Annotated in this window: 20 protein-coding genes; 8 read left to right on the top strand and 12 right to left on the bottom strand. The window is 57.5% G+C overall.

Annotation, left to right across the window (positions count from 1 at the left end; translation table 11 throughout):
- Nucleotides 1–113: 113 nt before the first annotated feature.
- From AC5RTE_RS12030 to AC5RTE_RS12010, 5 genes are all read right to left on the bottom strand, one after another.
- On the bottom strand, nt 114–260 hold the full coding sequence (locus AC5RTE_RS12030) for a hypothetical protein (protein WP_494041624.1): 147 nt from the start codon (nt 258–260) through the stop codon (nt 114–116).
- A 1,471-nt stretch (nt 261–1,731) separates the two neighbouring features.
- Nucleotides 1,732–3,096: a hypothetical protein gene (locus AC5RTE_RS12025; protein WP_494041623.1), complete on the bottom strand. Its 1,365-nt coding sequence runs from the start codon at nt 3,094–3,096 to the stop codon at nt 1,732–1,734.
- Between the two features lie 847 nt (nt 3,097–3,943).
- Nucleotides 3,944–5,107: an oligosaccharide flippase family protein gene (locus AC5RTE_RS12020; RefSeq protein WP_494041622.1), complete on the bottom strand. Its 1,164-nt coding sequence runs from the start codon at nt 5,105–5,107 to the stop codon at nt 3,944–3,946.
- Nucleotides 5,108–5,166: 59 nt separating this feature from the next.
- The gene (locus tag AC5RTE_RS12015; RefSeq protein ID WP_494041621.1) at nt 5,167–5,967 is read right to left on the bottom strand and encodes an ATP-grasp fold amidoligase family protein; all 801 of its coding nucleotides are present in this window, start codon (nt 5,965–5,967) and stop codon (nt 5,167–5,169) included.
- Between the two features lie 266 nt (nt 5,968–6,233).
- Nucleotides 6,234–7,760, bottom strand: a complete 1,527-nt coding sequence (locus tag AC5RTE_RS12010) for a tyrosine-protein kinase domain-containing protein (protein WP_494041620.1) — start codon at nt 7,758–7,760, stop codon at nt 6,234–6,236.
- Nucleotides 7,761–8,349: 589 nt separating this feature from the next.
- Between AC5RTE_RS12010 and AC5RTE_RS12005 the strand changes: the two genes are divergently transcribed.
- The 7 genes from AC5RTE_RS12005 (at nt 8,350) to AC5RTE_RS11975 (ending at nt 16,968) form a co-directional block, all read left to right on the top strand.
- Nucleotides 8,350–9,483: a glycosyltransferase gene (locus AC5RTE_RS12005; RefSeq protein ID WP_494041619.1), complete on the top strand. Its 1,134-nt coding sequence runs from the start codon at nt 8,350–8,352 to the stop codon at nt 9,481–9,483.
- A gap of 13 nt (nt 9,484–9,496) precedes the next feature.
- Complete coding sequence (locus AC5RTE_RS12000) at nt 9,497–10,735, top strand: glycosyltransferase family 4 protein (protein ID WP_494041618.1); 1,239 nt, start codon at nt 9,497–9,499, stop codon at nt 10,733–10,735.
- Nucleotides 10,719–12,206: a sugar transferase gene (locus tag AC5RTE_RS11995; RefSeq protein ID WP_494041617.1), complete on the top strand. Its 1,488-nt coding sequence runs from the start codon at nt 10,719–10,721 to the stop codon at nt 12,204–12,206. The genes AC5RTE_RS12000 and AC5RTE_RS11995 overlap by 17 nt, the downstream gene beginning before the upstream one ends.
- Before the next feature lie 46 nt (nt 12,207–12,252).
- Nucleotides 12,253–13,566, top strand: a complete 1,314-nt coding sequence (locus tag AC5RTE_RS11990) for a UDP-glucose dehydrogenase family protein (RefSeq protein ID WP_494041616.1) — start codon at nt 12,253–12,255, stop codon at nt 13,564–13,566.
- Nucleotides 13,567–14,254: 688 nt separating this feature from the next.
- A complete protein-coding gene (locus AC5RTE_RS11985; RefSeq protein ID WP_494041749.1) occupies nt 14,255–15,439 on the top strand; it encodes a DUF4012 domain-containing protein in 1,185 nt (394 codons plus the stop codon).
- Between the two features lie 181 nt (nt 15,440–15,620).
- Nucleotides 15,621–16,238 carry an LPXTG cell wall anchor domain-containing protein gene (locus AC5RTE_RS11980; RefSeq protein WP_494041615.1) on the top strand — a complete coding sequence of 206 codons (618 nt, stop codon included), beginning with the start codon at nt 15,621–15,623 and terminating at the stop codon, nt 16,236–16,238.
- 283 nt (nt 16,239–16,521) lie between these two features.
- Nucleotides 16,522–16,968, top strand: coding sequence for a VanZ family protein (locus tag AC5RTE_RS11975; RefSeq protein ID WP_494041614.1), 447 nt, complete (start codon nt 16,522–16,524; stop codon nt 16,966–16,968).
- A gap of 20 nt (nt 16,969–16,988) precedes the next feature.
- Here AC5RTE_RS11975 and galU read toward each other — a convergent pair whose 3' ends face one another.
- Complete coding sequence (galU, locus tag AC5RTE_RS11970) at nt 16,989–17,879, bottom strand: UTP--glucose-1-phosphate uridylyltransferase GalU (protein ID WP_494041613.1); 891 nt, start codon at nt 17,877–17,879, stop codon at nt 16,989–16,991.
- A gap of 191 nt (nt 17,880–18,070) precedes the next feature.
- Here galU and AC5RTE_RS11965 point away from each other — a divergent pair, with 191 nt between their 5' ends.
- Nucleotides 18,071–18,379 carry a hypothetical protein gene (locus AC5RTE_RS11965; RefSeq protein WP_494041612.1) on the top strand — a complete coding sequence of 103 codons (309 nt, stop codon included), beginning with the start codon at nt 18,071–18,073 and terminating at the stop codon, nt 18,377–18,379.
- Nucleotides 18,380–18,382: 3 nt separating this feature from the next.
- Here AC5RTE_RS11965 and AC5RTE_RS11960 read toward each other — a convergent pair whose 3' ends face one another.
- Genes AC5RTE_RS11960 through paaA form a run of 6 tightly spaced genes read right to left on the bottom strand, consistent with a single transcriptional unit; the run spans nt 18,383 to nt 23,386 of the window.
- Entirely contained in the window at nt 18,383–19,165 is a 783-nt protein-coding gene (locus AC5RTE_RS11960; protein WP_494041611.1) for an enoyl-CoA hydratase/isomerase family protein, read from the bottom strand.
- Between the two features lie 24 nt (nt 19,166–19,189).
- Entirely contained in the window at nt 19,190–20,431 is a 1,242-nt protein-coding gene (gene paaE, locus AC5RTE_RS11955; protein ID WP_494041610.1) for a 1,2-phenylacetyl-CoA epoxidase subunit PaaE, read from the bottom strand.
- A 9-nt stretch (nt 20,432–20,440) separates the two neighbouring features.
- Entirely contained in the window at nt 20,441–20,965 is a 525-nt protein-coding gene (gene paaD / locus AC5RTE_RS11950) for a 1,2-phenylacetyl-CoA epoxidase subunit PaaD (RefSeq protein ID WP_494041748.1), read from the bottom strand.
- Nucleotides 20,966–20,976: 11 nt separating this feature from the next.
- A complete protein-coding gene (gene paaC, locus AC5RTE_RS11945) occupies nt 20,977–21,915 on the bottom strand; it encodes a 1,2-phenylacetyl-CoA epoxidase subunit PaaC (RefSeq protein ID WP_494041609.1) in 939 nt (312 codons plus the stop codon).
- Nucleotides 21,912–22,373: a 1,2-phenylacetyl-CoA epoxidase subunit PaaB gene (paaB, locus tag AC5RTE_RS11940; protein WP_494041608.1), complete on the bottom strand. Its 462-nt coding sequence runs from the start codon at nt 22,371–22,373 to the stop codon at nt 21,912–21,914. Before paaB ends, paaC begins: the two co-directional genes overlap by 4 nt.
- The gene (gene paaA / locus AC5RTE_RS11935) at nt 22,370–23,386 is read right to left on the bottom strand and encodes a 1,2-phenylacetyl-CoA epoxidase subunit PaaA (protein ID WP_494041607.1); all 1,017 of its coding nucleotides are present in this window, start codon (nt 23,384–23,386) and stop codon (nt 22,370–22,372) included. Before paaA ends, paaB begins: the two co-directional genes overlap by 4 nt.
- Between the last annotated feature and the right edge of the window lie 86 nt (nt 23,387–23,472).

Genomic DNA, 23,472 nt, shown 5'->3' with positions numbered 1-23,472 from the left:
GACGAGGGCTGCGCCTACTACGGCTGCAGTAAGGACCAGGAGGGCTGCCAGGGCCGCGTAGGCCTGCCATTTGGGACGGGCTTTGTGGGGGTTGATGTCGACGTACGGCATGGCTAGCGGCGGTTTCCTCGTGGTTGCGTTTGAGCGGTTACACGGATGGCGCGGCGCTTCAGCCGGAGCATCTGGCCCACAACAAAGAAGGGAACCAGCAGGGTGCCCAGCAGCGCACTCAGCGCAAAGGCGTACTCGGATATAGCCACAACAGCCTCCATCGGTCACAGTGATCCCCCAATCACCCTGACCTAACCACGTGACAGATGCAATGACAAGTCATATCAATAGCAGGCATGCCGCCCGCAGACGCTACCTCAGCAGGGCCACCAGTACGACAGCCACTGTCACGACTGCTAAGGCACCGAGCAGAAAATAGGAAAGTACCCTTAGTTTCCGGTGCCTCAGCTCACGCCGCAAGTACCGCGCGTCGTAAGTGGATCCATATCTAACCGTGCCGCGACGCTCTACAACACAACCTCAAGGCTTGATCAAGTCACAGCGTTTATTACGAGTAACGACGTCAGCCCGGAGGCTTGGGTACCACAGCTACCCCAACATAAACCGCACCACAATGTTGGTGTCTCCTTGACCTAGGGAACTGTTGCTCATGAGTGATGCTTCCCATGATCACGGGCAAGGAGCGGGCTGCCGCCACGGACACTATTGAAGAAGCCCACAGAGCGAACTTCCCTTGCGCAGTCTGGATGCTAATTCGGCGACAGAGTTCCATGACGTCAATCTTCAGGGCGTCGCAATTCTCCAAAGCAAGACCAACTACGACGCATCACCCCTTCGTGAGCCAAAAGAGGAAGAGGTCCCAAGGGACCAAGCTCAAGGACAACTTCCTCATGCCACTAAAACCTACGTGTCAGTTGTTTCCGCTGACCGGCGCGCCAAGTCTTGCCAGTTTCGACTCAAGCGCTGGGGCGAGAATGCGAACATAAGTCGCGGTGATGTGCTTGCAGTAGCGGTAAACAAAGACGTTGCCAGTAACAGCAGAACGTTACTGGGAGGGCAGATGTGGGCGGTTATGGCCATAACCTCGACTCCTCCGACACTCTCGGCAGCAATTTGCTGAGTGGCAAGCCCATTGTTCATTGCAAGGACCCGTCGGCTGCGCACTCCGTCAACCGATTCTCGTTAGCAAGGGCGCATTAAGGCACATTTATGCCTAGACGAGGAGTAACCGCTGACGCGCTCGCCTATGGATATTTTAGGGTGTTTCGGGACCGACATCGAGCACTAGCTACTCTCAATCTCCCATTAAACGATGCCTCTTTAGACAAAAATCGGCCGCCTAATGTAGCCATAGTTACTCCAACAACTACCGCCAAGTAGAGACCAAGGGTTGGGAGAAGTGCTTTCGAAGGTTCTGCTACGGCGACGGCAGGTAGGACCCGCACCGCGCATCTCACGCGGGGTAGCCTCTTTGCTGTTAATCCTAATGTCTGAATGGCCTTGGTCGTCCCTGGTGGACGATAACACTGCCACTGGAGGAGCCCCTGCGAAGAGTCGGTCCTGACGCCCTCGCTATTGGATACGGCGGTGGCAACGACAGGGCGTATGGAACTACTTGCTACGAGCGCTACAGCATTTGTGGTACCTAACTTGTATGACAGGCAAACACGAAGAACAAACGCCATTTAGTGCACTGGACTTGTAAATGGTAATTCTGATTTATTTCGTTCGTCTCAAACCGAGCAAGAATAAGCCTACAGCCGTAAGGTAAATCGGCGCGAGTGATCCGAGCGGGCCGCGCAAGAAACCTAGCAGGGCCACAGCAATCAACGGCGCAGCCAAACCAAGACGCGTACTCCCAAACGCGACCCAAGATGAGTCGATGCGGCTCGCAAATATACCAAACAGAACCATTATAACGATCATCCCAATGACACCGAACTCTACATACATCTCTGCGTGGAATGGCATCGAAAGGTCCGTAAAACGATACCCCCTGTTAGACGCCACATCGATGGATGCTGGAATTGCTTTCTCCTCCCATATCGAGCGCGGCAGGAAGTAGAGTAAGGCCGACAGGCTGTAATGCCCATAGCTATGACCGCGCTCTTCGGCATAGATAATGCTGTTTGCCACCTGTTGAAATCCGTCAAAGTCCACGCTTCCAAAAGCTTCCACTCCAGCCTTCAGTGACGTTGTCTCCACGAATCCTCTGCGGAAGATATCTAGCAAAGGATAAATTACAAGCGTGCCACTAACGGAAGCTATGGCAACTATCAGCCCGCCCCATTTACTCCGGGGCTGAAAAACGTAGAGCGCTGCTGATCCAAAAGCGATGACGGCAATATAGCGGCTGTTCGCAATGGGGTTGCAGAATAACACAATGAGGCCCAGCGATAGCAGGAGCGCAGCAAACTCATTTCCGTAGAGCCCCATGAGTCCGTGCGCTCGGACGCGTTTTCTCGCCTGAACGACGGAGAGGCAGGCCGCTGCAATGGACAGCGCAATGGGTATCTGTTTGCCCAATGCGTAGCGCAATCCGCCTACGGCCTCTTGCGTCAAACCAGCTTGCTCAAAGGCATCTGCGCGGGCAAATCGGGTGGCAAACATACCAGACAATCCCCCGCTAGCGGAAAGAGCAAACGGGACCAAAGCAACGGCGACGAAAATTAGCCCCCAGACCACCAGTGGGCGCACCTCCACGGGTGCTGCATCTGCTGCCATAGGTCTCCGCCTATACCGCAGAAACTCGTAGCCACCAGTAAAAGCAAGCAATGCCACGAGGGTCAATAGCAACGCAAAAGATATAACGCCGCTTTGTGCGAATAGTGGGATGTCACCCCAAGCGAATGCACCATGCGATAGCTGATAAATGGGACCGACACCGAGCCAAGCAAGAGTGAATGGATAGAACACTAAGCCTAGCGGCCTGGCGCCAGCGGAGAACGAGCGAATAGTACCGACAGCACAAATGCAAATAAGAATGGCAAGAAGGACAGCATCCCAGACGTTCTCAATAGAGCTTAACCAGGGTAACAACGCCACAACAACGAGCATCGGAAGGACTAACAAGCTGGGCGTCATGCCGTAGCTACGAGCGCTTCGCACCAACCCATCAGCATTGGAAATGGCTGTTTTTCCGAACCCTGGTGTTCGAGGCGCATCGTCCAGCGCGGAGTTAACGGACGGCAAGCTTCCCCCAAAGATTAAAGTGACGCAGATGGCCTAATTTTAGCCGAAGAACGTTGCTTGCTCTCCAAGTCGCCCACCCTCAGCGCTTCTCGGTCCGCGCGCCCCCACCTACGCAGGGACGGCAATTTCCTTCCAGACCGCTTTGTCGTCGGAGCTTCAGCACACCCCGCGTGGCTGGGCCGTTCTCCGCTTCGCCGCGGCCTAGAAGAACCACACTGGCTGACACAGAACCCCGCCCGCCCGGGGCTCCGCGATCCTTAACGTCTGATGCCAGCAGAAGCAGTCATTTACACCTAGACTTTCCCACGACCCGCGTTTCACACTACCGAACTCGAGCGGTCGACGCGACCTTGCTGGTGCGTGCCAGGTCTAACTCAGAAGTTGTCTGCGTCCCTGATCGTGAAGCATGTCCATGCGAGACTGCTTCCCCGCAAACCTCTGGCGCACAAAGAGCTCACCGCAGTATCTTTACCTATCGGGCCAGGCAAATAGCACTCCTCACCATGCCCTCAAAGCAACAATAAGGTTGCCTGCATTACGAGCGGCTAGCGTGTGCTTTTATGGCCTGCCCACGCCGCGAATCTCGAGTTGCCAGCTCCTCGTCGCTCAAAAATGCGTGCTACACGTTTTCCGCACAGACAACTTCTGGCATCGGTAAAAGACCCAAGAATAAGGACAGATCATCGATAGTTTGATGACCTCCAACCTTAGTTGCCAGTATCTTCAAGGTCCTTATGGTCTATGCCCCGAGGATGCGCCTGGCGCGGATGAACCGAACCGTCAGGAGATAAGTAGTCAGGATGAGGCTGGTGAAAGCCATGACCAAAAAGGCTCCAAAAGAGCCACCCACAGACGCGCCGACGACCATGCCGACTACGCAAAATGTCGCAGCGACTGACGAAGACAGGTAAACTAGACGCTGCATTCCAAGAGGAATCAAGCCCAAGAGGCCCGCCGCCCTTGACGCGGCGAACATTCCCATAGATAGGGCGCATACGATATTCAAGGCTTGGGAAACTTCAACTGAGTCGTCGTAGAGCCAACTAAGTATCGGCAGACCTAAGAAGGCCCAGCCTAGAGAAATCATAATGCCAACGACTATTGTTATGGTCGCAAGCAAGTTTGTCCTTTTAGCGCGTTCCTTCATGTCACTAGGAGAACCCACCCACCACGCAAATGCCTGTGGGAAAGTTGCCGAAGCGTTGTTCATGGCTTTATGCACATTGTACAGTGCGGTGAAGACGTGAAGGCTTTGGGGGTGAGCGACTGCTACGATCGCAGGCCCAACGTGCAGCTGCGTGGCAGTGAGCATACGTGACAAAGCGCCGTATGATTGCTCCTTGATAATTGCGGAGGTACTTCGCGCAATTATCCAATCGCGCCGATTAAAAGGACGCAGTATGACAAGGAGGTTCAAGAGGGCACTTACGAGGGCGGTCAAAAGAAGTAATGCGGCATAAGTCATAAGCGACTGGGTCAGAGCAAGCACCGGAATAGAGAGCACGTAACCGGTGAGTCGAGCTAGGCCCTCGTTGTAGAAGACGTACTTCGCCTCCCCAGTGCCGGCAAAAAACCAGGAAGCGTTTAAGCAATTCAAGCCCATTGCTGCAGCAAACACGACGGCTTCCGCTTTGAATTGAGGGCTCAATATGTGGCACGTTATTCCAGCGGGCCCTAGTAGAAGAATCAGCACTAGCGCGCGTGATTTGAGACTTTCTGCGAAAAGAATGCGCCTACGCCTTCGGCCGCTTTCAGCCACCTGTTGGGCGCCAATAACCTGCCATCCAAGACCAGCAACGATGCTAATGAATGCTCCTATGGACTGTCCGATTCCCACCGCTGACCAGCCTTCCGGCCCGAACTGTCGGCTGATCAAAGGCAAAACAAGAACTGTCGAGATCATCGTCGCAGCTGGCACAAGGGCAAACCCTACAACTCTCCTGAGATGGCTGCGACCCCCCTTCATCGGTGTAAGTCACCTCGGTAGCCAATGGCAGCCTCAGAGCTGCTTTGCTGGTCGTGGGTACTTAGGTTGGGCAGATGCCAAAATGCTCCCAGTTCCGAGTCAAAAGATTTTGGGCTGAAAGGGGAGAGACCTCCGCCCGGGTAGGGAGTTGTCTCTCCAAAGTAGACCCCATTAGGGGTGTCAAACAGGTCGATTCGCATAAAGTCGAAGTCGCGCGCCGCGGATTCTGCAATTCGGATCATTTCGGGAAGGTTTGCTGGACGGCCGACTGTACTAGTGCCGTCCCAAAGATCCTTAGAGGCTTGGATCCTTTCCCAGTCACGAGTGAAGAGGCTTAGCCTGTGCTGCTGGAACCTGTCCTCATCGACCTGGATCATGCGCACTACACCGTGGAAAACGAAGAACTTATAGTCACTGGGAGGCTGATCCACATCACCAATCCACTCTTCGAGAAGAAAAGACGGATTTGCCACCTCATATGCCCACTCACCGAGATTGGTTGCCTGAAACGAGGTCATCCAACCGTCCGTAGCCTCTGACAGTGCTTCAAAATCAGGTTGACCTCGCCCGATATATACGCATTGTGACCTATGATTTGCTTTTAAAATCCATCGGTCAGGAAAGGACCGATCCTTCAACTCTTGGAGGTCCGTGCCCTGCCATAGGGTCCGCGGTATGAGAACAGCAGAATCGAGAAGCGCGACATTCCGTTTCATCTCAACCTTGTCGCAAGTCCAGGCGAGGAGCGGACGGCGATCGTGAAGAATACGCCAATTGACTTTCTCATTGAACGTCATTGGTTCAGCCAAGCTTAGAAGCCTGCGGTGGGCTTTTAGGTAGAGAAGGCGCCTTCGCAACCTAACAGGAACATGGCGAAAAACCGACCATAACGCCTCGCGAAAGGCAACTTCTGACGAATTAATGCCGTCCATCCTTAAATTGGTGCCCATTATGGGCAACGATAAATCACGAGGAATGTAGCGCCTAAGTGCCGCAAGCCCAATCCTCCTCTAACAAGGTCACATGCAAGCTTGTCTTGCCTGCATAACTTAGGGGACTAGCTCTATTCCTGACGCCTGGACAAAGCCGGAGGACTCGCCCTAGCTAGCCTTCGACCTTCTTCCAACAGTGTGCGGCCAGCATCATAGGAATCAGGCGGCAGGGATGACTGTCCGCTATCCTGCTTTATCCCAACAGTTGAGATATCTACCTCATCCGAAGGCTCATACCCGTAGGATGTGTAGCCGTACGCGTCGGGTCCCTTGACGGGTGTCCGATTCATAACGATACCTAGCAAGTTAGCCGACACCAGGTTCAAGGCGTCCAGTGACTTTTCGAGCTCCTTGCTGGTGACCTTTTGAGTGCCCACAACAATCACAACACCGCCCACCTGCCCGGAAAGTACCGCTGCATCTGTGACGGGCAGTAGTGGAGGAGCATCAACGATGACAGCATCGAAAGTTGCCTCGAGCTCCTTAATGGTGGAAGTCATAGCCGCGCTACCGAGGAGTTCGCTTGGGTTGGGAGGAATTTGCCCTGAGGTCAAAACGTATAGGCCACCTTCTCCCCAAGGTTGAAGAAGATCGTCCAGTTCTGCAGTCCCAACCAATGCGGTGGTTAAACCGGCGTTACGGTCTAGGCCCAAATACTCATGAACCATCGGACGTCTTAGGTCAGCATCGACAAGGCATATAGTTTGCCCGGACTGCGCCATAGCAATGGCAAGGTTTGTTGCGGTAGAACTCTTACCTTCACCTGGCAAAGAGGAGGTAACCAAAATTGTCTTTGCATGGCCTGAGACGTTAGCAAACTGTAAATTTGTCCGAAGCTGGCGGAATGACTCTGCCCGAGGACTCCGCATTGCTTCCTGTGTCAGTAGCGGAGATACCTTTGCCGCGGCATCGTACGCAATGCCACCTAGTATCGGAGCATCCGTCGAGCGGCGAAGGTCAGCTTCATTGCGAATGCGACTGTCGAGGGTAGCTCTGAGAAGAGCAAAAGCGGCACCACACGCTATGCCTACGAGCAAGCCCAGCATCAGGTTCAGCTTTGCGTTTGGCGCCGAAGGTGTCGCCGGCGCCTTGGAAGGCGCAACGACAGAGAGGCTAACGGGTGAGACGCCCCCAGTTTTAGGCTTCTCAAGCTGGTCAACCGTACGTATTAGACTGTCAGCCACGGCTTGGGCAGTCGCTGCCGACTGGACCGGCGAATGATCTGTTACGGAAATATTTATCAATACCGTGTTCAGATCGGTCGACGCTTTGATTTTGTTCGCCAAAACCTCGGGCGTTGTGTCAATACCCAGGGAATCGATAGCGGGCTGCAGAACCGCAGGTGTTGTGATGATTTTCACATACGATTGCACGCGTGCCTGGCTGAACGTATTCCCCTGTTGCAGTTCCTGCACAGATCCAGAATTCTGTATCGCCACGAACAGTCGCGTACTCGACGTGTAGCTGGCTTTGACTAGGACGGTGGCGGCTCCACTGACAAGTAGCCCCAAAAGCGAAAACGCCACTATCCATATCCAATTGCGGCGCAAGACGCGCAGGTACTCTTGCAGGTTCAAATTTTTAGTCCCCAGTGTCATTACGGGGGGCACCACGCGGGGTGCCACCGAAAAGGCCGTATGTGCTCACCGGATACTATACCGGCGCGGAAGAAGGACACTGCCAGATGCTCGCTCACAAGAAGCGTGGGCTTTGGCAGCCGCATCAAAAAGGTGGTCAAACTTAGGCTGGGAGTCTTGTGACGATCAACGGATACACCACGTAGGGGTGAATCAGCCATCTTCGGTGCACCTTCAGGGCCTGCTGCCTTGCCTAAAACCTCCCGCACGCCTTGCTAGACTGCAGGACAACCGCATGCGATCGGCGACTCCGCGCTCGGCCCGTCCTAGGTTGAAGAGTACCCGCCAGCGTAAAAGCACTTGGCAGCGTATCCGAAATGCGAGCTTCCCAACCGGCTGGGCTAAGAGCTGCAGCGGGTGGCGAAGCCTAGCGAAAAGCTTCAGCCGTCCGTCACGTAGAAAGGCCACCCGGCTCTATCCACTATGATTTGGGATGGCCGAAGCAGCACCCCCTCCCTAACGAGGTTTGGGAAAAGCTGAATCGGCCTCGGCATGCGCTGCTCTCCGATGACAGCGTTTTTGGATTCACTGGGGGGACGCTTTGACTCGTATGGGGAAGTCTGACTTCCGAGGACTGCTCGTTCACGAGTGGATCGAGGAAACCGGAGGAGCGGAAAAGGTCCTGGACGAGTTCGCCCGAATTTTTCCTTCAACAGATATCTTCTGCCTTTGGAATGATCATGAAGATCGTTATGAGACCGGACGCGTTCAGGAATCTTGGCTGGCTAAAACGCCTCTGCGTAAGCGAAAATCATTAGCTTTGCCGTTCATGCCTGACGTATGGAGCAAGGCACCTCTTGGCCACTACGATTGGGCGCTGGTGAGTTCGCACCTTTTTGCACACCACGTCGCTTCCGGCAGGAAAATGCGTCCGGTCCCAACCTACGTCTACGCGCACACGCCGGCCAGGTATATATGGGCAGCTCATCTGGACCACAGAGGAGCAAGCGCAACCGTCAGGTCCGTCGCGCCCGCATTCAGAGCATTGGACCGGCATCGCGCCAAACAGCCAGTTGCGATTGCAGCGAATAGCAACTTCGTAAAGCAACGGGTACAGGACTCTTGGGACCAAGAGGCAGTAGTCATATATCCGCCTGTCAACGTCTCCGGAATTTCTGCGGTAGGCAACTGGATTGATTGTCTCAGCCAGAATGAGCAAGATATCCTCGCTTCTATCCCAGAGTCCTTCTTGCTGGGGGCGTCCAGGCTTGTCCCATACAAGAAGTTGGATGCTGTCATACAGGCGGGAGATGCAACAAAACTTCCCGTTGTGGTCGCAGGTTCCGGACCTGACCTGGAGAGATTGCGAGTGGTGGCCGCCAACGCCACCGTCCCAGTTATATTTCTAGGCAGGGTCTCTGATGCGATGCTTTACGCCCTATACCAAAAGGCACTGGCATTTGTTTTTCCTGCAATTGAAGATTTCGGCATCATGCCAGTTGAAGCAATGGCAACCGGAACTCCTGTCGTGGCCACAACCATGGGCGGGGCTTCGGAAAGCCTCCTACCTGGCGTGACCGGTGCGCTAACTGACTTCAATTCTCCTGATGACATCAGGGCAGCCGTTGAAGTTGCAGTCAGCGTTAACAAGGAAGCGTGCATCACGCGAGCCTTCAAATTCGATCGCCCAGAATTTGAAAGGCACACCTTGAATTGGATTCCGGCGGCGTTCCATGAGAATTAGGAGCCAAATATCAGTGGAAATCAAAACCCCGGTGGACGTTTTAATTTTCAACCACACGTCCGTTATGTCAGGCGGAGAAATCGCGCTACTAGATCTTGTCCGCGAAGGTCTTGCTCACAAAGTGCATGTTCACGTAGATAAATCCGGGCCGCTTTCACAAAGTCTTCAGGGTCTGCCCGGTGTGTCATGGTCCGCCGCCCGCATGGACTTTGGATCGCGGGCAGCAGAGCACCTAGGAACCGTTCATAGGTTGCAAGCAATAATCCTGCGTATTGAAACTTTATTGAAGATGCGTAAGGACTACGCGAATGTCTTGAAGCAATATTCTAGTCCTACCGTTTACGCAAATACACTACGAAGTGTTCTTGTACTTTCAACGCTTCCCCTCCATGGTAGGCGCCTAATTTTTCATCAGCGTGATCAATTGACTCCAGCATATTTGGGCAAGATTTCCGCGCTTTTGAGCCGTCTTCTGATTCGTGTCCGCGTTGCGCATGTAATCGCTAATTCGGCGAGCACAGCCTCATCTTCGCCTCTCTCATCAGCGCGTACCAGCGTGATACCGTCAGCAGTCGCCGATTCATTTTACGAGTTGCCGCCTGCACCATCACAAGCGACCCCAAAACTCATCATGCTCGGCCGACTCAGTCCCTGGAAAGGTCAGTTAGAATTTTTGCGCTCATTGGTAGTATTGCGCGATGAACTAGAAAACAGCAACTGGCAGGCCGAGATTGTGGGCGGCGCTCTTTTCGGTGAATTTGAGTATGAAAGCAAACTCAAGGCGTTTATCAAAGAGCATGAGCTAGACGACCGCGTTTCTTTGCGCGGCCACATAACAGGAGTGGAATCGGTTTTAGCTACGGGCCACATCCTGGTTCACGCCAGCATCCTTCCTGAACCATTCGGCCAGGTGGTGGTTCAAGGAATGGCCGCCGCCCGCGCTGTTGTAGCAGCAAATTCGGGGGGTCCACTTGAAACTATTGATCATGAGCGCACGGGCTTGCTCGTCGACCCCAGTCAATCGCTCCAACTCGCCAAGGCACTGGACAACCTCATTCGCGATAGATCACTGCGAGCAAGACTTGGCGCAGCTGCACGGGAAGCTGCCAGTCGCTACCGGATTGATCTAGTCGCACGCCAGGTGTCAGTTGTATTGCAAAGTGAGCCTGACCGAGCAGGCGTACATGGAACCAAGCGAATAATAGGCCAGCAAAATGTTGAAGCAGGGGTCTCCAATGACGAGAAACCGTGACGTTCTGCAGAACGATGTGAGCCAGGAGGAATGGTCACGAGATTCAGTGCCTGCGTGGCACCGTGCTTACACTAGACGCCTACAAATCCTTGATGCCCTCGTCGTAGGGTGGGCAGTAATCGGGGCCTTTGTCATTCGATTTGGCGTTGAGCCTGGTGGGATTGCCGGTCAGGATGCTCCTTACGCAATCCTATCTGTCACTTTAGCGATTGTATGGTGGCTCATGCTAGCTGCTTGGAATAGTCGTGAACGTCGAGTGCTGGGTTCTGGCGCCGAGGAGTATAAGCGCGTGGCTGCCGCCTCGCTTTGGTTGTTCGGTTTGATAGCCATATTCTCCTACGTTTTTCGTATTGATACGGCGCGCGGCTATGTCGGAGTCGCCCTTCCGGTCGGCCTTGCTGGTCTTCTTTTAGGGCGTTGGATGCTCCGGCAGCATCTGAGTGTTGATCGTCATAAGGGGGACAGCATGTCCCGCCTGATGTTGGTAGGTGGACCTAGCGCCATTGTTCATTTGGCATCCTCCTTGAGGCGCGCTAAGCACGCGGGATATTTACCAATTGCTGGATACTCCCCTGGATCCTCAGGAAGGAAAGAACTAGAAGCCGAGTCCAAACTGCCTATTTTAGGTACAGCCCCTGATCCGGCCTCGATTCTAGCGGCGATAAGGGCTTGTGACGCAGATGCGGTAGCAATTTCAGCCGGCGTCCAACTTCACCCTCAGACGCTTCGCCATCTGGGCTGGGAGCTAGCGGCGAAAAACGTTGGGCTGATTATGGCTCCAGCCCTTACGGATATTGCTGGCCCGCGCATCCACACGCAACAAGTCGCGGGGCTTCCCCTTATTCACGTAACCACTCCCGCCCTGGAAGGTGGCCAAGGCGTGGCAAAAAGGCTATTCGATATCTTGCTGGCCACCCTTCTTATCCTCGTAGCACTGCCCGTACTAGCCGTTGTAGCCCTAGTGGTTAAGTTTGACAGCCCTGGACCAATTCTTTTCAAACAAGACCGCATCGGCAGAGAGGGTTCGCCCTTTAGGATGTTAAAGTTCCGATCCATGGTTATCGACGCTGAAGCCAAACTTAACGAATTAGCTGAAAAGAATGAAGGCAATGGCGTTTTGTTCAAGATGCGTCAGGATCCTCGTGTAACTCGCGCAGGAGCGGTATTGAGACGGTACAGCCTCGACGAACTGCCACAACTTTTCAACGTCGTAAGTGGTTCTATGAGCTTGGTTGGTCCGCGGCCACCGTTGCCCAGAGAAGTCGAAATTTACGAGCATGATGTCCGCCGGAGGCTGCTAGTGAAGCCCGGATTGACGGGCCTCTGGCAAGTCAGCGGTCGTTCCAATCTATCTTGGCAAGATTCGGTTCGACTTGATCTCTACTACGTTGAGAACTGGTCCTTGACCGGCGACTTGGTAATTCTTCTCAGGACCGTCCGCGCTGTTTTCCAGAGTACTGGCGCCTACTAAGCGTCATGCCCCTAGCCCTATGCCTCATGAAGAAGGAAACACAACTATGCGTATCAGCGTAATCGGATGCGGTTACCTCGGTGCAGTTCATGCTGCCTGCATGGCTAAACTCGGCCACGAAGTAGTAGGAATTGACGTTGACGAACTGAAAATACAGGAGCTATCTGCGGCTAGGGCTCCTTTTTATGAACCAGGTTTGACTGACTTGCTGCGTGAAGTTCAAGAAACGGGTCGCCTCTCGTTCACAACAGACATGGCAGCGGCCGCAGGAAGCTCTGTGCACTTTGTCTGTGTTGGAACGCCGCAGAAGAAAGCGGAAAACGGCGCAGACATGACATATGTAAATGCTGCAATAGCAGGACTTATTCCGTACCTGTCCGGCGGCGACCTTGTAGTTGGTAAATCTACTGTTCCCGTAGGCACTGCAGAGCGGCTTGCAGGCTCCATTACCGCCCATAATTCGGATGTGGACCTAGTTTGGAATCCCGAGTTCTTGAGGGAAGGCCATGCGGTCTCAGATACCTTACAGCCTGACCGATTTGTATATGGAGTCCAGGGGGGGTCTGAAGAGCATCGGGCCGTGGCGATCCTTGACGACGTGTACTCCGCTTCTCTGCAATCTGGCACCCCTCGCCTAGTTACAGACCATCCAACCGCGGAACTCGTCAAAACTGCAGCCAATTCCTTCCTAGCTACGAAAATTTCGTTCATTAATGCGATGGCGGAACTGTGTGAGGCTGCCGGAGCGGACGTCACACAGTTAGCAGATGCAATAGGTATGGATGAGAGAATTGGACGGAAGTTCCTAAACGCCGGCATCGGCTTTGGTGGTGGTTGCCTACCCAAAGATATTCGAGCCTTCATGGCACGGGCCGGGGAGCTAGGCGCTGATCAAGCCCTTACATTTCTTCGAGAAGTTGACTCAATTAATATGCGACGCAGAAGCCGAGTTGTGGAGCTAACTCGCGACCTATGCAACGAATCCCTACTTGGAAAACGCGTCACTGTCTTGGGCGCCGCTTTCAAGCCGGAAAGCGATGACGTCCGGGACTCGCCGGCCCTAAGCATAGCTGCGCAACTGCAGCTACAGGGTGCTGTTGTTACAGTAACCGACCCAAAGGCCCTTCGTAACGCAGGTCGTCGTTTCCCTGAACTCCACTACGAGACGGACACACGTACCGCTATTCAGGGCGCAGACGCCCTACTTCTGCTCACAGAGTGGAAGGAATACTGTGACCTAGATCCCTACGATCTAGCGGGAGTCGTATCGTCGCCGCGCATCCTTGATGGCCGAAACGCCCTTGATGCTGCCAAATGGCGAGCCGCCGGTTGGGTATATCGAGGTTTGGGACGTCCTTGACATGGATAACATTCCCAACAGGCGCAACCACGTTGAGAACTCCGAAAATGAAGGGCGTCCCCACAGCCGCGGGACACCTAGTCGCCGGCATTTGCGGATAGTTCTGTTGTCCTGCCTGGTGTTATTAGTTGTCTCAGGAGCGGGCGCAGCATATCTGGCAACTAAGGCAGCAACGATTCACTCTGAACTGACGGCAGCGTCGAGACTAATCGCTTCGATTAGGCATCATGTCGCAGACAACAACCCTGCTGGTGCTTCAGCGACAGTCGAAGAATTTCGGATTCGGACGTCAGCGGCGAAGGAAGCCGCAAACGATCCAGTATGGACGTTGGCAACAATCCTCCCCGGAGTAGGAGCGAACTTTGGCGCTGTAGCCGAAATAGCTCGTTCGGCAGACGACGTAGCAATTAGGGGTTTACAACCCTTGGTCAGTGTTTACAGTTCCCTTGACTGGAAAAGGCTGATTCCTGGCAGCTCAGGAACTGATCTCACTCAACTCGAGGCGGCTGCGCCTAGCGTTGCATCTGCGGCTCGCGCTATTCATCTTTCGGCCGAGAGGCTGAATCAGATTGACGCTGCCACTTTGCTCCCTCAAGTCGGGGAACCCCTCGAGCAGGCACGAGACCAACTCAACGGTGTGACCAGTACTTTGCATGCAGCCGCTGATGCAGCAAGCGTGGCTCCAGACATGCTTGGCTCCAAGTCCCCGCGTAATTACCTGCTAATGATCCAGAATAATGCTGAAACGCGTGCAAGCGGAGGCATTCCTGGAGCCCTTGCCGTGCTGACACTCGACAAGGGAAAGTTGACGCTTGCAGCACAGAACAGCGCTAGTGCACTGGGTCCAATGTCCCCTTTGGTGGATATAGAACCGGAGCAGCGTCATATATATACGTCTCGCTTAGGGAAATTTATGCAGGATGTGAACCTCACGCCTGACTTCCCTACGGCAGCCATGACTGCTCGAACCATGTGGCAACAGAAAACGGGGCAGACAGTTGACGGCGTTATATCTGTCGATCCGGTGGTGTTGGGCTACATTTTGGATGCCACCGGTCCTGTACAGGTCTCCGATAGCGAGCTTCTGGCCTCAGCGGCCGCTGGTTTGCCTACCGAACTCAACGGTAACAACGTTGTTCCAACTCTGCTATCAGACGTCTACGCGAAGATTGAGCAGCCCACGCTGCAGGATGCTTATTTTGCGGGCGTCGCCCAAGAGATATTCGCAGCCCTGTCTGACGGTAATGGAAACGAAGAGGGGATTCTCGAGGGTCTCGGTCGCGGTGCTGCCGAGGGACGGGTTCTCGTATGGTCATCACTTCCGACAGAACAAGCCGTTATAGGCGACTACGCTCTCGGCGGGTCAGTGTCTGGCTCTAGCATCGCCCCAGCCCAATTTGGGGTCTACTTCAACGATGGCACCGGCGCGAAGATGGACTACTACGTCAAGCGCACAGTTCAGCTCGTCAAAGAATGTCCAAGGGACGGCTACGAGCAGACGACCATCCGCATCACGAGCACGAACACGGCCCCGACGCATGCAGCCGATTCATTGCCCGCCTACGTCACCGGGAATGGAAACTTCGGCGTTCCCCCTGGATCCGTACAAACGAATGTCGTTGCCTATGGCCCGGTTCAAGCTCAGGTGGAAACGGCGAAACTGGATGGACAAAGAACAGAATTCGCGCCTTACATCCACAGCAACAGGCCGGTGGGCGTACTTGCCATTCGGCTTGCGCCAGGAGAAAGCCGAACGGTCGAGTTCACCTTTGGCAAGATCGTCCAGCACACAGAACCTAACGTGGTTGTCACGCCCACAGTTCAAGATGTAAAAGACGTGACATTAGCCACAGAGACGGTCCCGTGCAGCTAGAAATGCGGATTGCGCGTTAACACAATGTAAACCGTCTCGATTGACATTGCTCACGACGTGGAGCGGATGGTAACGTCTTTCTCGGGATCACTATCCGTAGTTCCACACAGGTCTCGTGTGGAGAGGAAAAATTCCTCACAATCGGGTACACCAAAACTTAAACGTCTCCGGGGGGACACTCATGAAGAAAACTCTTGCAGCACTCGCACTTGCTGGCTCCATCGCCCTGATTGGCTCGGCTCCCGCCATGGCCACCACCAACACATACCCGGCTCTTCCGCCTCAGGCTGCAGTTTCTGACGGTGTCGTAGGCCCGGGCGAAAACTTCGTCTTCCGCGGCCAGGGATTCCGCGCTGGTGAACCGCTCATCATTCGCGTCACGCCGGGACAGGCTCCCGCTTCCAATGGCGCCAACATTGCCGGAGGCCGCTCGGTGGCCGCGCGCATCAGCGTTGTAGCCGAAGCCCAGACACTGCAGGCAACCGCTGACGCCCAGGGTGCAATTTCCCTCCCGATCGCTATCAGCGAGGCCGGCACGTACTCCATCACCGCAACCGGCCAGGAATCAGGCGTTACCGTCGGTCCCGTTACGGTTACCGTTGTAGCTTCTTTGGCCAGCACCGGCGGCAACACCGCAGGGGCTCCCCTGGCCAACACGGGTAGTGGCACCGGCCTAGCCAACACCGGCGCTGACTCCGGCCTGGTCCTCTGGACCCTAGTTGGCGCAGGCGCCCTGGCTGCAGGCGCAACTTCAGTAGTTGTTGTTCGCCGCCGCGCCAAGTCCGAGGTCGCTGCATAACAGCATGACCCGATAACCGCCGAAGAAGGTGGGTGTACTCCAGAACGGAGCACACCCACCTTTTTCATTTAAGGGCTTAGCATACTCACCGGCCGAGGCGTCGGCGAAGTTGTGGTATCTATTAGACCTATGGGGAGACATTGGCAGCGAACACCGCGGCACTGCGACTTTTCCATACCCCTCCCCGGCCCTCAAGCGCTCTCCTATGTTTTGCTGGCGCTGCTGGCGGTCGCCGCACTTGCCACTGCAGCGCTAGCCCTTTTACGAACTGCCTAAGGGCCGAGTGAAACAGCTCGAGAACTATCGGCTGTGGCGATTGGTCCTGATTGCCATGCTGGTTCCCCTGGCATTGATCGCATTTTGGCCGAGCCCCATAGACCAGCCCGTACAAGGCCAACTCGCAGCCATCCTGAAATTCCTTCACAGCCATGGCCTGCCCCGCCGGATCAATTACAAGTTTATTGAAGCATCCGCGAACGTCGCTCTTTTTATCCCCATCGGAATTATAAGCAAGCTTGCTTTTGCCAAAAAGCGTTGGTGGCAAATAGGAATATTCGGTCTACTCATCTCCTGCAGCATGGAACTGGGCCAGCTCCTGTTTCTACACAATCGCTTTGCAAGCCCAACGGACCTTGTGACAAACTTGTCAGGCGCCGTCATAGGCGCCCTACTCGCCGCGCTTGCGCTAAAAAAACTAGAGGCCCGCCGCCTCCCGGCAGCGGACCTCTAAAAAAGTTAGTACAGGGCAATCTAGCCTACGAAGCCTTTCAGCCACGTCTTCAGGTCCTCGCCGAACTCCACGCGCTCAGACGCCAAGGTGATGACAGCCTTGAGGTAGCTGAGCTTGTCACCGGTGTCGAAGCGGCGGCCCTTGAACACTACGCCGTACACGCCGGAGCCTTCGCCCTCACCAGCAGCCAAGGTCTGCAGCGCATCAGTCAGCTGGATCTCGTTGCCGCGGCCCGGAGCAGTGTTTTCCAGGACGCCGAACACGGTCGGGTGCAGCACGTAGCGACCTATCACGGCCAGGTTTGACGGAGCCTCAGCCACAGCCGGCTTCTCAACCAGGCTGTTGACGCGGACGTAATCCTCGCCGTCCACAGGGGTGATGTCCGCGCAACCGTAAGCACTGATCTGGGACGGGTCCACCTCGATCAAGGCAATCACGGAACCTCCGGTCTTCTGCTGCACCTCCATCATGGTCTCAAGCAGAGTCTCCGCCTCATCAATAAGGTCGTCACCCAGGAGGACGGCGAACGGCTCATTGCCCACGTGCTGCTTGGCGCACAGCACCGCGTGGCCCAGGCCCTTGGCCTCGCCCTGGCGGACGTAGTGGATGGGACCGAGTTCTGAAGCGTAGTGGATGGCTTCCAGCCGGTCCTTGTCGCCCTTTTCCTCCAGCACGCGCTCCAGGCCCGGTGCACGGTCGAAGTGGTCCTCCAGCGCACGCTTGCTGCGGCCCGTGATCATCAGGATGTCGTCGAGGCCGGACTTGACGGCCTCTTCCACCACGTACTGGATGGCCGGACGGTCAACCACCGGCAACATTTCCTTCGGCATTGCCTTGGTGGCGGGCAGGAAGCGAGTTCCCAATCCGGCAGCAGGAATCACGGCTTTGGTTATAGCTTTCCCCTTAGTCATAGCTGAACCTTACAAATCAGCAACTACCCATGGCAATTCTCCGGCATCCTGAAGCTCAAGGTTTCCTCAAGAAAGTAGGGCGCAGGAGACCTAAAACGGATATGATTCATTCATCCTTCATTGTGGCGTAGGCCTCAGTGGCGCCTGCATCGACCAGCCCGGGGGGCTTGCTTATGGAACTGACGTCCGAGATGGCACAGAAAATCAACCGGGCTGCCCAGGTCATGAGTGGCTTGACGAGGGCGGCGTCCCAGGACTGCGGCTGGGTGCGGACCAACAACGATCTTCACGCCGAACTCCTTGAGCTGCAGAACGAGCTGAGGGACTACGCCGCAGGCGTCCTCGGCTCCAGTGACATGAGCGAGCACCTAATGGAAGCGCACATGGTGGGAAACCAGTTGCGTGAGCTGTTCCAGCCTCTCACGGTGCCGGATCTGCCAGCTTCCACAGATAACAGCTCAGAGGGCCTTGATCCGTACGCAGAACCCGTACCGTCCTGACCCTCAGCTGCCCATAAACCGGGGTTCGCGCTTCTCCTGGAACGCCCGGAAACCCTCGGCGTAGTCGTCGGTTTTGCAGAGCCGTGCCTGTTCGGTGTTCTCCTCGGTCATGGCTTCCCACAGGCCCAGTCGCTGGTCGCGGATGTGCGCCACCAGCTCCTTGCTGGCCACAAAAGCGCCCGTCGCCCCTGTGGCGACCTTCAAGACAATCCCCCGCGTGGTCTCCAGCAGCTCGTCCGCCGGCATAGCACGGCTGAACATCCCCTGCGCCACGGCCTCACTGCCGCTGATCAGCTCAGCCGTATAAATCAGGTCAAGCGTCCGGTGCATGCCCAGCCGCTCAGTGAAGTACCAGTGCCCGCCCGAATCCAGCGTGGCGCCCAGCTTGGCGAACGGCGAGCCGAACTTCGCATTCTCCGCCACGTACACCACGTCCGTGGCCAGCAGCAGCCCCAGCCCCACACCGAGGCAAGCGCCTTGGGCCGCAGCGAACGTGGGCGCCGGGAACGCGCTCATCTTCTTCAGCAGCGGCTCCACCAGCCCGCCCAGATACGCGGCGGCGTCGTCGTTTTCCGGCGTCACGTTCTGGATGTCCCGGCCGGCGCAAAAGGCGCGGCCCTCTCCCCTCAGCAGCAGCGCCCGCACCTCACCGCCGGAGGCGGCGGCAGCAGCGTCGTCGTACGCCCGGGTTAAATCCGCGAGCGCCTGCTCATCCAGCGAGTTCAGCTTGTGCGGTGCGTCCAGGACGACCTCGGCGACGCCGTTGTTGATGGAGTGGGAAATCATGGAACTCCTTGAAGTTGAAGAGACTTAGACGTCGAAGTCGACGGTGACTTCCTTGCTGGTGGGGTGGCTTTGGCAGGTCAGCACGTACCCTTTGTCCAGCTCATCCTGCTCCAGCGCGTAGTTCTCGTCCATGGTCACACTGCCGGTGACGACCTTGGCCCGGCACGTGCCGCACACTCCCCCGGCGCACGCGAACGGCACATCCGGACGGACCCGCAGCGCGGCGTTCAGGATGGACTCGCGGGCGTGGGTGGGACTGGCCACCTCGCCCTGCAGGCCGTCGAGCTTGAACGTGATCTTGTACGTCTCCTTGGACTCGTCCACCACCACTGGCCGGCCGGCGTGCCCCTCCGGCCGGTCCGGCTTGCCCGAGGTGAACAGCTCGAACCGGACGTTCTCCGGCTTCACCCCGCGCTCGGCCAGGGTGTCCCGGCACAGCTGCACCAGCTCGAACGGCCCGCACAGGAACCACTCGTCCACATCGTCCGCGTGGATGGCCGTGCCCAGCAGCTGCTGGAGCTTCTCGGCGTCAATCCTGCCGGACAGCAGCGGCGCGATCCGCTGCTCGCGGGACAGCACGTGGTGGATGGCCAGACGCTGCGGGTACTTGTCCTTCAGGTCCGCCAGCTCCTCCAGGAACATCACGTCCATCGCAGCCTTGTTGGCGTAGATCAGGTCGAACCGCGACTCCGGGTTCTTGGCCAGCAGCGTCCGGGCGATCGCGATCACCGGGGTGATGCCGCTGCCCGCGGCGATGGCCACGAAGCTCGCCTCCCCGTGGGCGGCGACGTCCCCCGCCAGCTCCTCCGGGTTGTTCATGGAGTTCATCCGGTTCTGCTCCACGGCCTTGCCGTCGCGGCCGTGCCGGGACACAAACGCGCCCATGGGGCTCATCACATCCAGGGTGTCCCCAGCCTTCAGTTCGGCGTTGGCCCACGTGGAGAACAGCCCGCCCAGGTCCTTCTTCACCGCCACCCGGATCTCGCTGCTGCCGTCCGCGAAGCTGCGCGGCTCGGCGCAGATGGAGTAGCTGCGGCGCACCTCGTGCAGCTCGCCGGTCTCGTCCGGGAGCTTGGTGCGCAGGGCCACGTACTGGCCGGGCAGGTAGTCGAACTGGCCGGCGAGCTCCGCTGGGACATGGAAGGCCACCTCGATGGCATCCTCGGTGAGCCGGCGCACCTCCTTCACGGCCAGGGTGTGGAAGGACGGACGACGGCGGCCGGTGGCCTGCGCCGTCTCTGCGGCGGTCTGGCGGACAACAGGCATGGGGCTTCCTTACAGCACTTTGAAGTAGTCGAACGGTTCCTTGCAGTCCTGGCACACGTACAGCGCTTTGCAGGAGGTGGAGCCGAAGCGGGTGAGTTCCTTGGTGTGCAGGCTGGCGCACTGCGGGCACTTGACGGCCATTTGGAGGCGGATGGGGCCGGCTTGCCTTGCTGGGTTGGACATGCCCGACGGCGGGGCGATGCCGTACTCCTGCAGCTTTTGTTTTCCTGCCTCGGTCATCCAGTCCGTGGTCCAGGCGGGGGCGAGCACCAGGTCCACATGGATGTCCGTGTAGCCCTCCTTTGTGAACGCAGCCTGCAGGTCATCGCGGATGGCGTCCATGGCTGGGCAGCCGGAATAGGTGGGGGTAATGGTGACGGTCACTCTGTTGTTGGCTGCCACCTGTACGTTCCGCAGGATGCCCAGGTCCTCGATGGTGAGCACGGGGATCTCCGGATCACACACGGTGGCGGCGATGTCCCACGCCTTCTGCCGCGGCGTGCGCGTCCGGCTTTCGAAGTCCGAGATGTACATGGCCTGGGTGGTCACCACTTCGCTCCGGGGTACTCGCGGGCGAGGACCTGCATCTCCGCGAGGAGGTAGCCCAGGTGCTCCGAGTGCCTGCCGTGCCGGCCGCCGCCCGGGGCAGCCGGGACGTCCGGCACCTCGAGCTCTGCTTCTGCAAGGACCTCACCGGTGAGCCGGTCAAAGTCCTCCCGCAGGGTGGAAGGCGCGACGGCGGCACCCGCCTCGGCGAGCCGCTGCGTCAGCTCATCGTCTTGGAACAGTTCGTTGACGTACGCCCACATCAGGCGCAGGCCGTGAATCATCCTGCGGCGCGACTCCTCGGTGCCGCCAGCCAGGCGGAGGACCCACTGGGCACTGTGGTCCCGGTGGTAGTCCACTTCCTTCACAGCCTTGGCTGCGATGGCGGCCAGGGTGGCGTCCGTTGATTCCGTGAGCCGGCGGTAGAGCTCGAACTGGTAGTAGCTCACGATGAACTGGCGGGCGATGGTCACCGCGAAGTCGCCGTTGGGCTGCTCGAACAACTGGACGCTGCGGAACTCGTGCTCCCGGCGGAAGTACGCAAGATCGTCCTCGGACTTGGCCGTGCCGTCTTCGTTGGACAGTGCACCGCCGGCGTAGCTGAGGAAACTCCGGGCGTGGCCCAGCTGGTCCAGGGCGATGTTGCCCAGGGCCACGTCCTCCTCCAGCTCCGGGGCACGGGAAATCCAGTGGCCCAAACGCTGGGCGAGGATCAGCGCGTCATCGCCGAGCCGCAGGGCGTACTCGGCAACATCCTCTGACGGCTTGGCCAGGCCGGTACGGACCTCGAGGGCAATGTCCTCCGGGCGCAGGGCATTGCCGGGGGTGATTCTGGTGGCGCTGGCATTGCTGTCGCCGCTTCCCGACGGGGCCTGGACGCCAGTGGAGATGTCGCCGTGGCCTGATGTTTCCTGGGTGTTCGATGCGGGGGTGTTCACAGGTGCTTTACCCCTTCGCTCTTGGTGTAGTACGTGGCGTGCCGGTAGTCCTTGCCCTGCGGCGACTCAAAGAACGAACCCTTGGCATCCGGATCGCTCGCGGCAATGGCTTCAGCCGGGACAACCCAGATGGAGACGCCTTCGTTGCGGCGGGTGTAAAGATCACGGGCGTTGCGCAGTGCCATGGCGGCATCCGGAGCGTGCAGGGACCCGGCGTGGACATGGCTGAGACCGCGGCTGGACCGGACGAAAACCTCCCACAGACCCCAGGCGCCGCGGCCCGTGGCTGCGGCAGCATATTCCCGTTCGGTGGCCGATACCGGTACCGGTGCTGTAGGCGCCGGAGCCGATGCCGCGGTGTTGACCGTGGTGTCCGGGCCGGCCGGGACCTTCGCCGCGTCGGTGTTGATGTCTGCGGCCGAACTGGCGGGAACTTCCGGGTTGCCGTGGGGGCTCATGCTGCGTATTCCTTCGTCTTCATCGACTCCCTAACCTGCTGCTTTACTGCGTAAGCGGCAGCTGCCTCGCGGACCCAGGCGCCGTCGTCGTGCGCTTCCCTCCGGCGCTCCAAACGCTGCGCGTTGCAGGGGCCGCGGCCGGCGAGGACTTCCTGGAACTCGTGCCAGTCCAGCGGGCCGTGCTCCCACTTTTTGGAGTCCTCGTTGAAGCGGATCTGGTCATCCGGGAGGGTGAGGCCGAGGACCCGGACCTGTTCCACCATCATGCCCACGAAGCGGCTGCGGAGTTCGTCGTTGCTGAAGCGCTTGATGTTCCAGGCCATGGACTGCTTGGAGTTGGGCGAATCGTCATCCGGCGGGCCGAACATCATCAAGGCCGGGGCGTACCAGCGGTTGACGGCGTCCTGGGCCATCTGCTTCTGCTCCGGAGTGCCGTTGGAGAGTTCGAGGAGGATCTCGAAGCCCTGGCGTTGGTGGAACGATTCTTCCTTGCAGATCCGGACCATGGCCCGGCCGTAGGGGCCGTAGGAGGCGCGGCACAGCGGGACCTGGTTGCAGATGGCGGCGCCGTCCACCAGCCAGCCGATGGCGCCCATGTCCGCCCAGGTGAGGGCCGGGTAGTTGAAGATGGACGAGTAGCGGGCCTTGCCGGCGATGAGGTCGTCCATCATCTTGTCCCTGGTTTGGCCAAGGGTTTCGGCGGCGCTGTAGAGGTAAAGCCCGTGGCCGGCCTCGTCCTGAACCTTGGCCATGAGGATGGCCTTGCGCTTCAGGCTGGGGGCACGGGAAATCCAGTTTGCTTCGGGCTGCATGCCGATGATTTCGGAGTGGGCGTGCTGGGAAATCTGGCGCAGCAGGGTCTTGCGGTAGGCCGCCGGCATCCAGTCCTTGGGCTCGATGCGGGAGTCCTCAGCCATGACGCGGTCGAAGTGGGCCTGGGCTTCCGCCTCCTGGGCCGCCTGCTCCTCCGGGGATAGCTCGGCTGGCACTGACTGCAGGTTCTGCGCTGCCATGGTTGCTCCTATGCAAAGACCTTCTGGGACGTGCGGAATTATTTACCGACCGTTCGTTCAGGATATCCAAAAGCGCTCCGGACCGT

Source organism: Arthrobacter sp. K41, assembly GCF_059089645.1.
Note: the sequence above shows the minus strand (reverse complement) of the source record. Positions and strands in the feature narration are given on the sequence as shown.